Below are 12,630 nucleotides of genomic sequence, written 5' to 3' on the forward strand. Positions count from 1 at the left end.
GGCCAGAGGGCTGGCCTCCTACAGGTTGGCTCGGCCGTAGGAGCGCAGCCCTCTGCGCGATCGGGCGCGGGGATAGGTTCCATCGGCCAGGGGGCTGGCCTCCTACAGGCTGGGCCGGACGTAGGAGCGCAGCCCTCTGCGCGATTGGGCGCGGGGATAGGCCCCATCGGTCAGGGGCCTGGCCTCCTACAGTGGGTGGTTCAGGGGCGGTCATCGTCGGGTTCGACGTGGCGGTAGGGCGAGTGTTCGTGCAGGCGTTCGCACTGGGTGCGCATCAGCTGGGCCTCGCGTTCGCAAAAGTCGCGCACGGGCTGGTCGAAGCCCTCGGTCAGGATCATGTGGGCGGAGTAGGTGGGCGTGGGCAGGAAACCGCGCGGGATCTTGTGCTCGCCCTGGGCGCCGGGCTCGAAGCGGGCCAGGCCTTCGCGGATGCAGAACGCGATGCCCTGGTAGTAGCAGGTCTCGAAGTGCAGATCGGCCAGCTCCTCGGTGCAGCCCCAGAAGCGCCCGTACAAGGTGTCGTGGCTGCGATAGCAAAGGGCCGCGGCGATGGTCTCGTCGTCCCCCGCCTCGCCGGGTCGCCGGGCCTCGAACAGCACCACCTGGTCGCCCAGCGCCGCCGCCGTCTCCACAAAAAAGGCCTCCGACAGCGTCGGGATGCCCATGTGCTTCTCGAAAGTGTCGACGTAGAAGCGGTGGAAGCGCGCCCAGTCTTCGGGCGAACCGGTGGCTCCCGTCAGCGTGCGGAACTCGATGCCGGCCTCGTTGACGCGGCGGCGTTCGCGCTTGATGTTCTTGCGCTTTTTCGAGCTGAGCGCGGCCAGGAAGTCGTCGAAGCTTCCGTAGTCCGCGTTGCTCCAGTGGTACTGGCAGCCCATGCGCTCGGCCAGCCCCATCTCGCGGGTCACGTCGAGGTCGTCCGCATTCGGGAACAGGATGTTTACGCCCGAGGCGTTCAGCTCGCGCCCGCGGGTGACCAGGGCGCGCACGAGCAGGGTGCGCAGGTGATCAAAGTCCGGCGCCTTCGGGTGCACCAGCAGGCGCGGCCCGGTGGCCGGGGTGTAGGGCACGGAGACGACCAGCTTGGGGTAGTAGTTGAGCCCGTGGCGGCTCCACGCGCTCTCCCAGGCGAAGTCGAACACGAACTCGCCGTAGTTGTTGGTCTTGGCGTAGGCGGGCGCGGCCGCGACCAGCTCGTCTTCGCGGAAGATCAGCACATGCTGCGGGAACCAGCCGAACTGTCGCCCCAGGCAGCCGTGGCGCTCCAGGCCCTCCAGGAAGGCATGACGCAGGAACGGCTCGGTGCCGCCGGTCAGGGCGTCCCAGGCGGCCGGGTCCACGTCGGCCAGGCCGTCGCGCAGCTCGATGCGCTCGGCGTGTTCTTCCGGCGGGGTTGCCTGGGTGTCGCCCTCGGCGCTCACGACTCAGCCGTTCTCTTCGAGGTACTTCTCCGCGTCCAGTGCGGCCATGCAGCCGGTGCCGGCGGAGGTGACCGCCTGGCGGTAGACATGGTCCATCACGTCGCCGGCGGCGAACACGCCCGGTACGGAGGTTGCGGTGGCGTTGCCTTCCAGGCCGCTTTGCACCTTGATGTAGCCGCCTTCCATGTCCAGCTGGCCCTTGAAGATGTCGGTGTTCGGCTTGTGGCCGATCGCGATGAACACGCCCATCAGCTCGACGTCCTTCGTATCGCCGCTTTGCGCGTGCTTGATGCGCATGCCGGTCACGCCGGAGTCGTCGCCGAGGATCTCGTCCAGGGTGTGGTTCCACTCGATGGTGACGTTGCCGTTCTTTTCCTTCTCGAACAGCTTGTCCTGCAGGATCTTCTCTGCCCGCAGCGCATCGCGGCGGTGCACCAGCACGACCTCGGAGGCGATGTTGGACAGGTACAGCGCCTCTTCGACCGCGGTGTTGCCGCCGCCGATCACCGCGACCTTCTGGTTGCGGTAGAAGAAGCCGTCGCAGGTGGCGCAGGCGGAGACACCCTTGCCGGCAAAGGTGGTCTCGGACTCCAGCCCCAGATACTGTGCGGAGGCGCCGGTGCAGATGATCAGCGCATCGCAGGTGTACTCGCCGGAATCGCCGACCAGGCGATAGGGCTTGTCCTTCAGGTGCACCGTGTGGATGTGATCAAAGATCACTTCCGTATCAAAGCGTTCTGCATGCTTTTGCATGCGCTGCATGAGCTCCGGACCCTGCACGCCGTCGTTGTCGCCCGGCCAGTTGTCCACGTCGGTGGTGGTCATCAGCTGGCCGCCTTGCTCCAGGCCCGTGATCACGACCGGGTTCAGGTTGGCGCGCGCGGCGTAGACGGCCGCGGTCCAGCCGGCGGGGCCGGAGCCCAGGATCAGCAGCGGGCAGTGGCGCGGCTGCTTCTCGCCGCCCTTCTTTGTCTTGGGCGCGGTCTCGCCGCCACTGGAGAGCGATACGGCACCCGCGGCCGCCTGAACGGCCCCGGTGGCAACGGCGGCCTTGGGCGCGTCCTTCTTCTCGGCCTTCTTGCTCTTCTTGTCGGATGGGTCCTTGGCGTCGCTCATGCGGTACTCCCTGTCGATTCGATGAATACGGCTGGCGCGGCCGGTCGTCCCGGCCGCGCGGAATCTGGTTCGATAAGGCGGGGATTATTGGTACCCGGCGGGGCTTTGTCCAACACCGCCACCCCGCGCGAGGGTCCACCCGGAGTCGGCCTTGAGAAGACCCATCGACGGATACCGATTCGGTAATCGCGGGCCATAAAACATTTTCATGTTCGAGTTTGCTGATGATTGGCCCGAACGATCACAACAAGGCCGATTTATCCACCACCGGGCGAACGCGCAAAGAATGGCGACAGAGTGCCGGGTTGGCGTTTTTATCCACAGCTTGCCCACGGGTTGTCCGCGGGGTTATTCGGGTGGGAGGCACAAGATATTGTGTCTATGCACTTCCGGATCCCCGATCTATAGTACTTCACGTCCATTACCCACAGTTACGCGTGAGGCCGCCACCATGTACAGCGACACCCAGACCGCCGAAGCCCAAGAGGGCATCCAGTACCCGCCGCAAGCCGAGCCGTCGGCCGAGGTCCTGGCCACCAGCCCGGGCCAGCACCAGGTGATCCGCCGCAATGGCAAGGTCACCGGCTTCGACGCCTCGAAGATCGAGGTCGCGGTCACCAAGGCCTTCCTCGCGGTGGAGGGCGGCAATGCCGCGGCCAGCCGTCGCATCCACGACATCTCCAAGGAGGTCGCCGGGCAGGTGGTGGACAGCCTGTTCCGTCGCGCCGGCACCCAGGGCATGACGGTGCACATCGAGGATATTCAGGACCAGGTGGAACTGGCCCTGATGCGTGGCGGCCACCACAAGGTCGCGCGGGCCTATGTGATCTACCGCGAACAGCAGGCGCAAAAGCGCGCCGCCGAGGCCGCCGAGCAGGGCCTGGACGAGCAGGAGATTGCCCCGGCCCTGAACGTGACCCGCGCCGACGGCACCCAGGCCCCGCTGGACGAGGAGCGCCTGCAGGCGGTCGTCGCCGAGGCCTGTGACGGCATCGAGCAAGTCGATGGCGAGAAGATCCTGACCGAGGCGCGTCGCAACCTGTTCGACGGCGTCGCCGAGAAGGACGTCTCCACCGCGCTGGTGATGGCCGCCCGCGTGATGATCGAGAAAGAGCCGAACTACTCCGAGGTTACCGCGCGCCTGCTGATGGACGCGCTGCGCCGCGAGGCCCTGAGCTTCGTGCACGGCCGCCCGGAAGAGGCCACCCAGGCCCAGCTGGCCGAGCGCTACGCCGAGTACTTCGGCGCCTACATCAAGCGCGCCGCTGACCTGGAGCTGGTCGACAGCGAGCTGACCCGGTACAACCTCGACAAGCTGGGCGCGGCGATCAAGCCCGAGCGTGACCTGCAGTTCACCTACCTGGGCCTGCAGACCCTGTACGACCGCTACTTCATCCATTCTGACGGCACCCGCTTCGAGCTGCCGCAGGCGTTCTTCATGCGCGTGGCGATGGGCCTGGCGATCAACGAGATCGACCGCGAGGCGCGCGCGATCGAGTTCTACAACCTGCTGAGCTCGTTCGACTTCATGAGCTCCACGCCGACGCTGTTCAACTCCGGCACCCTGCGCCCGCAGCTCTCCAGCTGCTACCTGACCAGCGTCCCGGATGACCTGGACGGCATCTACAGCGCCATCCGCGACAACGCGCTGCTGTCCAAGTTTGCCGGCGGCCTGGGCAACGACTGGACCCGCGTGCGCGGCATGGGCGCCCACATCAAGGGCACTAACGGCAAGTCGCAGGGCGTGGTCCCGTTCCTGAAGGTGGCCAACGACACCGCCGTGGCCGTGAACCAGGGCGGCAAGCGCAAGGGTGCCGTGTGCGCCTACCTCGAGACCTGGCACATCGATGTCGAGGAGTTCATCGAGCTGCGCAAGAACACCGGCGACGACCGCCGCCGCACCCACGACATGAACAGCGCCAACTGGATCCCGGACCTGTTCATGAAGCGCGTGGCCGAGGACGGCGACTGGACCCTGTTCTCCCCGAACGAGGCCCCGGACCTGCACGACCTGGTCGGCGCCGAGTTCGAGAAGCGCTACTGCGAATACGAAGAGAAGGCCGCGCGCGGCGAGCTGCGCGTGCACAAGACCATGAAGGCCGTGGACCTGTGGCGGAAGATGCTCGGCATGCTGTTCGAGACCGGCCATCCGTGGATGACCTTCAAGGACCCGTGCAACCTGCGCAGCCCGCAAAGCCACACCGGCGTGGTCCACAGCTCGAACCTGTGCACCGAGATCACCCTGAACACCTCGGACGACGAGATCGCGGTGTGCAACCTGGGCTCGATCAACCTGGCCGCGCATGTGAACGAGGCCGGCGAGCTCGACCTGCCCAAGCTCGAGCAGACCGTAAACACCGCCATGCGCATGCTCGACAACGTGATCGACTACAACTACTACTCCGTGCCGCAGGCGCGGCGCTCCAACCTGCGCCACCGCCCGGTCGGGCTGGGCGTCATGGGCTTCCAGGACGCGCTGTACAAGCTGCGCGTGCCGTATGCCTCCGAGGCGGCGGTGGAGTTTGCCGACACCTCCATGGAGGCGGTCTCCTACTACGCCATCAAGGCCTCGACCGACCTGGCCGAGGAACGCGGGCGCTACGAGAGCTTCCCCGGCAGCCTGTGGAGCCAGGGCATCCTGCCGATCGACTCGATCGACAAGCTGGCCGAGACCCGCGGCGACTACCTGCAGATGGACACCACCCAGCGCCTGGAGTGGGACAAGCTGCGCAAGCGGGTGAAGAAGGTCGGCATGCGCAACTCCAACACCATGGCGATCGCGCCGACCGCGACCATCTCCAACATCTGCGGGGTCAGCCAGTCGATCGAGCCGACCTACCAGAACCTGTTCGTCAAATCGAACCTGTCCGGCGAGTTCACCGTGATCAACCCGTACCTGGTGCGCGACCTGAAAGACCGCGAGCTGTGGGACGAGGTGATGGTCAACGACCTCAAGTACTACGACGGCTCCGTGCAGCCGCTGGACCGCGTGCCGGAGGACATCAAGGCCCTGTACGCCACCGCGTTCGAGCTGGACACCCGCTGGCTGGTCGAGGCCGCCTCGCGCCGTCAGAAGTGGATCGACCAGGCGCAGAGCCTGAACCTCTACATGGCCGAGCCCTCCGGGCCCAAGCTGGACGCCCTGTACAAGCTGGCCTGGGTGCGCGGGCTGAAGACGACCTACTACCTGCGCTCCATGGGCGCCACCCACGTGGAAAAGAGCACCGTGGCCGACTCCTCGCGCGCCAACAAGCTGAACGCCGTCTCCGGCGGCCAGCAGGCGGCCGAGCCCGAGGCGCCCAAGGCCTGCTCCATCCTCGACCCGGACTGCGAGGCCTGCCAGTAAGGCAGCCCCGCCCACGGGCACCGAATACGCACCAAGCACCGATCACAAGTCACTGAACAAAAGGCCCGGCCGCCGCGCCGGGCCGCCACCGAAAAGAAGAGGGGACACTATGCTTTCCTGGGACGATCCGATCGCAGCCATCAAAGGCGAAGGCCAGAAAGAACCCGCCGTCCGCCCCGGCATGGGCTTTCAGGAGAACGAAGCCCTGATGAGCACCGCCGGCGCCGCACCCAGCGTCTCGCCGGACCCGGAAAACGCCGGCCAGCCGCTGGCCGAGCCGAACGAAGACGCCCTGACCGGCACCGGTCTGGAAGACATCGAGATGGGTGCCGAGCGCATCCGCGTGGATGACAAGAAGATCATCAACTGCCACGCGGACCTCAACCAGCTCGTGCCCTTCAAGTACAAGTGGGCCTGGCAGAAGTACCTGGACGGCTGCGCCAACCACTGGATGCCGCAGGAAATCAACATGAACGCGGACATCGCCCTGTGGAAGGACCCGAATGGTCTGACCGAGGACGAGCGCACCATCGTCAAGCGCAACCTGGGCTTCTTCTCCACCGCCGACTCGCTGGTGGCGAACAACCTGGTGCTGGCGGTGTACCGCCACATCACCAACCCCGAGTGCCGCCAGTACCTGCTGCGCCAGGCCTTCGAGGAGGCGCTGCATACCCACGCCTACCAGTACTGCGTGGAATCCCTGGGCCTGGACGAGGGCGAGATCTTCAACATGTACCGCGAGGTGCCCTCCGTGGCCACCAAGGCGGAGTGGGCGCTGCCGTTCACCAAGCACCTGGCGGACCCGAACTTCCGCACCGGCACCCCGGAGGCGGACCAGAAGCTGCTGCGTGAACTGATCGCCTTCTACGTCGTGTTCGAGGGCATCTTCTTCTACGTCGGCTTCGTGCAGATCCTCTCCATGGGCCGGCGCAACAAGATGACGGGTGTGGCCGAGCAGTTCCAGTACATCCTGCGCGACGAGTCCATGCACATGAACTTCGGCATCGACGTGATCAACCAGATCAAGCTTGAAAACCCGCACCTGTGGACCGAAGACTTCAAGAACGAGATGCGTACGCTGATCTCGGATGCCGTCGAACTGGAGGCGCAGTACGCCCGCGACACCATGCCCCGCGGCGTGCTCGGCATGAACGCCGGCATGTTCGAGGAATACCTGCACTTCATCGCCAACCGCCGCTGTGCGCAGATCGGCCTGGCCGAGCTGTACCCGGGGGCCGACAACCCGTTCCCCTGGATGAGCGAGGTGCTCGATCTGAAGAAGGAGAAGAACTTCTTTGAGACGCGGGTTACGGAGTATCAGACGGGTGGGGCTTTGAGTTGGGATTGAGGCTCGAATTTCGAGTTGGCCAACCCTATGGAATCTGCGAACACTACAACGCCATCGAGTAGAGCCCAGGCAGAGGAGGCTACCGCGCACCGACTATTAGAAGACTATAGACGCGAGATATTGAAACGCGAGTTATCGAATACCGAGAGTTACGATAAAGCGATCCTAACTCTTTCATCGGCTGCCCTGGGCTTCTCAATAACCGCATCCGGATTTTTTATACCATCGGAAGGCCCGGTATTTTCCGCTTTCCTAATATTCGGACTATTCTTTCTTTGTCTCAGTGTCACAATATCTCTACTCGCTTTCTGGGTTAGCAATAAAGCCTTAGATCGATACCTTGGGGATGCGGAGAGCTACTACTTGGAGAATGACCTAGACGCCTTTAATAGCCCCAATATCTATGATCAGTTGAACAAGATCAGCAACATTGCTTCGGGTGTGATATTTGTCTCAGCTATGTTCATGATTGTCGCTTTTTTTCTGGCAAATGTATTGAGGTAACCGATGATGCCGAAACCGTCTAATTCGAAATCTTCCCAAAGCGTGCGTGATAGCGCTTCAGCTCCTCGGATGCAGCGCACCCCATCGCAATCTGGTTTAGAAAAGAATAGCGCCAACCCTCCTAGAATGCAGAGAGTACATCCGGCGCCAAAAGACAAATAGAGTTTGGAAACACGCTCGCTCATTTGGGCTTCTCGTGTCTTGCCGTATCTGGATCGCCCTTTTGTGCCGAAGGAAGAGGGCACCCATTAGTTCTTGGCCGTCTGAGTGGGGCTGTCTAGGTTTGCGGGGGGGCAAGGATAAGGCACCCATTATTCTTAATGTGGCAGGTGGTGTCATGACTGAGGGGTAGATGCCGTGGTAGACGGAAATGGGTCTGGCGGGTTCGGATTTCTAGTCGTGGCTGTGGTTTTGGGTTGCCCGGCTTTATTCTTCCTTGGCTATGTCGAGCTAGCGTTTCTTTGGCTGGGTGTCGGGATGTTTCTGATGCTGTCATTTGTCGCATCCGTCGTTGTTCTGATGAATAACAGAGAGCAAGATCGCGAGGATCGAGAACTCAGATGAACATCCGATTAGCGTACAAAGCAGCGTGGTGGTCTAATTCTGACACGAATAAGTGGATATCTATAAGAAAAGAAAAATGAGTAAAACGGGGGCACGCGTGATTTCTCGAGCGGTACCTGAACGCATGCGTTAGAACTCGTTGTATGGATTTCATCCACGCCATCGATCTAGACAATTGGTACCCTTGCCACAACTTGGCGTTGAGTGGACGCCTCGTGTCTCCGAACGCGCTGGCGTTTGTAGACAAGGGTATCGGGGAAGTTCACGAGTTCATCGATGATGTGCCACTGGAAGTTCTTGCGAAGGGCGTCCATCCGCCAAGCATCGTAACCCCTAGAGCCGCAGGAGAAATCGTTCGGGCTGGCATCTTAAGGCAAGGGATGAAGATCGCAAACGGTCTCAACGAGGTGGAGTTAATGTCGGAGGGAACAAAGCAGGATGCGCTTCGAAGCTCCGACGTCGAACTTACCTTCGAGCGAATTCGACGTGAGATCGCACCTAGGGCCGTCAGCCGTTTCTCGTGCCTCTACCTGGCTGAGCGTTCAGAGCAGGGAGAGGCGATGTTGCGCGCCATGCTTGGACCAAATGTCTACGTTCTCCGGGTACGCCCTACGCTCACTCTGAGACTCACGAGGGTTGACGCAGCGTGGTTTGATGGCTTTTTTGATTCGAACGATATCGAGGACGTCCGGCGGTACTGGCAGGGCCAAGAGAAGCCTGGTGGCCAGAACTGGGAGTATCTGTTTGATGGAGTCTTGGAGGTGGAGGACCCCACCCAACTTGAGTATGTGCGGAAGCACGGCGCCAACTTAGCGCAATAAAAGAGCGAAGAAGAGGACCCCCATGATGTATAGCCTATCTCAGGGGAAGAAGAGGACACCCATGATTGCTTGACGGTCTGAAGCGGGCTGTCTAGGTTTCAGGGGGAGTGCATGGACCAGGGAGGGTCCGGAGATGACGCGAGCCAGGAAGGAGCTCGTCTCGGTCGAGACGACGCCGTATTACCACTGCATTTGTCGCTGTGTTCGCCGCGCGTTCCTGTGTGGCGAGGATTCCTATTCGGGCAAGAACTACGAGCACCGGCGCGGCTGGGTGCTTGAGCGCCTGCGTGAGCTGCAGGGCGTGTTCGCGGTGGACGTGTGCGCGTATGCGGTGATGTCGAACCACTATCACCTGGTGGTGCGGCTGGACTCGGATCGGGCGGCGGCTTGGAGCGAAGACGAGGTGATGGAGCGCTGGGAGCGGCTGTTTTCGCTGCCGGTGCTGGTAGCCCGCTATCGGGCGGGGCAGACGAAGACGGTCGCGGAGCGCGAGCGGGCGCAGGTGCAGATTGCCGAGTGGCGGGATAGGCTGCAGGACCTGTCCTGGTTCATGCGCAGCCTGAACGAACATCTGGCGCGGCGGGCGAATGCGGAAGATGGCTGCAAGGGCCGCTTCTGGGAAGGTCGGTACAAGAGCCAGGCGCTGCTGGACGACGCGGCCGTGCTGACCTGCATGAGCTACGTGGATCTGAACCCGGTGCGCGCCGGGATGGCGGATACGCCCGAGGCCTCCGATTTCACCTCGATCCAGCAGCGTATTCGGGCGCTGGCCCGGAAGGGCCATGAGCATGAAAGTCCGGCGTGTGAGGGGGACGAGCCTCGCCTGACTGTATTGGGCCGGGAAGGCGATGATCCGCATGCCAATGCGGTGGCCTTTACCACGGAGGACTACCTGGAACTGGTGGACTGGACCGGGCGTGCGATCCGCGAGGACAAGCGCGGGGCCATCCCGGAATCCATTCCGCCGATCCTCGACCGTCTGCGGATCGATCCGGTGCATTTCCTGCGGCATGTCGGAGGGGGGCAGAGGTCGTACCATGTAGCGGCCCTGGGCCACGTGGAGCGTTTTCGCGAGGCGGTGAAACAGCTCGGCCGTCGAAGCATCAAGGGTGTGGGGATATCGGGCCGGATGTTTCTGGCGCCAGCCGACTGTCGTTGAACCAGCGCGGTTTCAGGGGAGGCGCGGATGGTGACGGTGTTCAGGAGTGGACCCTACCGCTTCTACTGGTTCAGCCATTAGCCGGACGAGCCGCCGTATGTGCATGTGGACCGCGGAAAGTGCTCGGCCAAGTTCTGGTTGCGCCGTGTGGCACTGGCGCGGAATATGGGGTTTCCGGCGCACGAATTGCGGCGGATTCGGGAGGTTGTCGAGGGTCGGCAGCCGGAGCGGTTGGAGGCTTGGAATGAGTTCTTTGGCCACGAACGCGGATGAGCGGGTTGCGTCGGTGGATTTCACCGAGCATGACCTGGTGGTTGGCCTGATGGATGGCCGTCGAATCTCGGTTCCGCTCGAGTGGTACTCACGCCTTGCGCACGCAACGCCCGCGCAGTTACGGATCTGGGAGATCTCCGCCGGCGGCTACGGGATTCACTGGCCAGAGCTCGACGAGGACCTGAGCACCGAAGGGCTGTTGCGGGGCGCACCTGCTCCCGCTCGTTAAAGCTTTTTAAACCTGAGGACGACTTTCACGGCTTTTCGTCACTGCGCGAGGACGCGCCCCCGGATCGATCACGGGGCTGGCTGAGAGAAGGAGTTGTGGGCTCGGGTTCTGTCCCTGGATTAATAGGCCTGATCGGACTCGGGCCAATAGTAGTGATAAGCGACGCAAGGAGGCGCGCATGGTTTTACTGATTTTGTATATCCCCGCAGTGCTGGTCGCACTGGGAATCCTGTTTATGGCCAGGCGGGCCGCACTGGGGCCTCGGGTGCGGTACGCCCTCGCAACGCTGATTCTGCCCGTTGTCGTGCTCTTTGCAGGCTGGGCTATCGCCGGTGGCGACCCGTCGATGGGGCTGGCGCTGACGGTCTTGTTTCTGGGGTTTGTGGTCGTTCCCGCCGGTTTTGGTCGGATGTTCCTGCGGCGATACCCGTCCGTATCGCCAACGCAGGAGATGAATGTGAACCCGAAGCGGGACCCTTCGGTGACCGACGTGGCGGGGCAGGAGTCTGATGGCGCTGGGCACGAGTCCGATTCGGGGCATGGAAACGATGTGGCCCCGGGACAGGATGGTCGGGCGCGGGCGATGCGGCTTGCCTTCATGGTGCATACGCCCGGAGCGATGTTGCTGGGACTCGGCCTGGCAGAACGACTCGGAAACTCGGATCCGATCCTGCCGTGGTTCGAAAACGGCTGGGTGGTCGATGGCATGTTGCTTTTGGGGGTGGTGCTGATCGCGATCTCCACGCGGATAATTCTCGCCACGGTGTTCGGCCCGTCCTCCAAGGCGCGAGATTCGGGGAGCCTGGGCCGCCGGAACCCACGCCTCTGATTCGTTGCGAAGGCACAAAGACGATCTCGATCCGCTCCGGGGTGAAACCCGTGAAGAGCTTAGTGCCGGTGGGTTGCCCCGAGGTGCGACCGATCCCGCTCGCTTAACTGATATCAACGGCATATCCTGACCCCGCTCAGCCGGCGATGCGGGCTCCCGGGAACGGAAAGGAGGGCGGGATGGATATCGATCTGGGGGCAGCCTTCATAAACGGGGCTCTGCAATTCTGGTGGGCCTGGATGCTTGCGGCGCTGGTTGCAGTTGCTCGGTTCCCGAAGGTGAAGGGCTGGCTTGGCGAGCTGTGGGTTCGTCTGATTCTGGCGGTTGGCCTGGACGGCAAGTCGGGCCGCGTGGTTCACGACGTTATGCTTCAGACCGCGGACGGGACCACGCAGATCGATCATGTGCTGGTGTCGCGGTTCGGGGTGTTCGTCATCGAGACGAAGAATATGCGGGGCTGGATCTTCGGGAGTGAGCGTCAGGCCCAGTGGACACAGAAGATCTACCGCCGGTCGTTCCGTTTCCAGAATCCATTGCGCCAGAACTATCGCCATGAACGCGCGGTAGCCGAGGCGCTGGGGGTAGACCCGGAGCAGATTCACTCGGTAGTGGTTTTCGTCGGTGGCAGCACCTTTAAGACACGGATGCCGGACAACGTGATTCATGGCCTGGGGCTGGTGAGCTACATCCGCTCATTCCAGGATGAGGTGTGGAGCGAAGACGAGGTCCACGCCATGCTCGCAACGCTGGAGAATTGCGGACTCGAGCGTTCGCGGCAGACGCGCAGGGCACACGTGGAGGGTTTGCGTGAGCGACACGCGGCGCCGGTTACCCCGGACTGCCCGAAATGCGGCAGTACCATGGTGCGGCGCAAGGCGCGCAAGGGAACCCGGGTCGGCCAGGAGTTCTGGGGCTGTTCGCAATACCCGGCGTGTCGCGAGACAAGGGCCTTGCAGTAGAGCCAAGCGGGGACGGTTGATCGGAGCCCCGGCTGGGAACGAAAAGCGGACACCCGGTACT

Annotated in this window: 11 protein-coding genes; 8 read left to right on the forward strand and 3 right to left on the reverse strand. The window is 62.8% G+C overall.

Annotation, left to right across the window (positions count from 1 at the left end; translation table 11 throughout):
* Positions 1 to 200: 200 nt before the first annotated feature.
* Complete coding sequence (locus tag F468_RS0107530) at positions 201 to 1,421, reverse strand: GNAT family N-acetyltransferase (RefSeq protein WP_018994875.1); 1,221 nt, start codon at positions 1,419 to 1,421, stop codon at positions 201 to 203.
* A gap of 3 nt (positions 1,422 to 1,424) precedes the next feature.
* Positions 1,425 to 2,537, reverse strand: a complete 1,113-nt coding sequence (gene trxB, locus F468_RS0107535; RefSeq protein WP_018649429.1) for a thioredoxin-disulfide reductase — start codon at positions 2,535 to 2,537, stop codon at positions 1,425 to 1,427.
* Positions 2,538 to 2,988: 451 nt separating this feature from the next.
* On the opposite strand from trxB, the gene F468_RS0107540 reads away from it, so the two are divergent.
* Together F468_RS0107540 and F468_RS0107545 are read left to right on the forward strand one after the other, a co-directional pair.
* Positions 2,989 to 5,883 carry a ribonucleoside-diphosphate reductase subunit alpha gene (locus F468_RS0107540; protein WP_018994876.1) on the forward strand — a complete coding sequence of 965 codons (2,895 nt, stop codon included), beginning with the start codon at positions 2,989 to 2,991 and terminating at the stop codon, positions 5,881 to 5,883.
* A 109-nt stretch (positions 5,884 to 5,992) separates the two neighbouring features.
* Positions 5,993 to 7,231 carry a ribonucleotide-diphosphate reductase subunit beta gene (locus tag F468_RS0107545; protein ID WP_018994877.1) on the forward strand — a complete coding sequence of 413 codons (1,239 nt, stop codon included), beginning with the start codon at positions 5,993 to 5,995 and terminating at the stop codon, positions 7,229 to 7,231.
* 407 nt (positions 7,232 to 7,638) lie between these two features.
* Here the strand turns inward: F468_RS0107545 and F468_RS14505 are convergent, their stop codons facing one another.
* A complete protein-coding gene (locus F468_RS14505; protein ID WP_155997843.1) occupies positions 7,639 to 7,920 on the reverse strand; it encodes a hypothetical protein in 282 nt (93 codons plus the stop codon).
* A gap of 522 nt (positions 7,921 to 8,442) precedes the next feature.
* Here F468_RS14505 and F468_RS0107550 point away from each other — a divergent pair.
* From F468_RS0107550 to F468_RS0107570, 6 genes are all read left to right on the forward strand, one after another.
* Positions 8,443 to 9,120, forward strand: coding sequence for a hypothetical protein (locus F468_RS0107550; RefSeq protein ID WP_018994878.1), 678 nt, complete (start codon positions 8,443 to 8,445; stop codon positions 9,118 to 9,120).
* A gap of 133 nt (positions 9,121 to 9,253) precedes the next feature.
* Positions 9,254 to 10,279: a transposase gene (locus tag F468_RS0107555; RefSeq protein ID WP_018994879.1), complete on the forward strand. Its 1,026-nt coding sequence runs from the start codon at positions 9,254 to 9,256 to the stop codon at positions 10,277 to 10,279.
* A 105-nt stretch (positions 10,280 to 10,384) separates the two neighbouring features.
* Positions 10,385 to 10,552, forward strand: coding sequence for a DUF4160 domain-containing protein (locus F468_RS14650; protein ID WP_304412304.1), 168 nt, complete (start codon positions 10,385 to 10,387; stop codon positions 10,550 to 10,552).
* A complete protein-coding gene (locus tag F468_RS0107560) occupies positions 10,524 to 10,781 on the forward strand; it encodes a DUF2442 domain-containing protein (RefSeq protein ID WP_018994880.1) in 258 nt (85 codons plus the stop codon). The genes F468_RS14650 and F468_RS0107560 overlap by 29 nt, the downstream gene beginning before the upstream one ends.
* A 178-nt stretch (positions 10,782 to 10,959) precedes the next feature.
* Entirely contained in the window at positions 10,960 to 11,610 is a 651-nt protein-coding gene (locus F468_RS0107565) for a hypothetical protein (protein ID WP_018994881.1), read from the forward strand.
* 179 nt (positions 11,611 to 11,789) lie between these two features.
* Positions 11,790 to 12,569 carry a nuclease-related domain-containing protein gene (locus tag F468_RS0107570; RefSeq protein WP_018994882.1) on the forward strand — a complete coding sequence of 260 codons (780 nt, stop codon included), beginning with the start codon at positions 11,790 to 11,792 and terminating at the stop codon, positions 12,567 to 12,569.
* Positions 12,570 to 12,630: the final 61 nt, after the last annotated feature.

Origin of the sequence: Thioalkalivibrio sp. ALJ2 (assembly GCF_000378325.1) — a bacterium.
GTDB lineage: Bacteria > Pseudomonadota > Gammaproteobacteria > Ectothiorhodospirales > Ectothiorhodospiraceae > Thioalkalivibrio.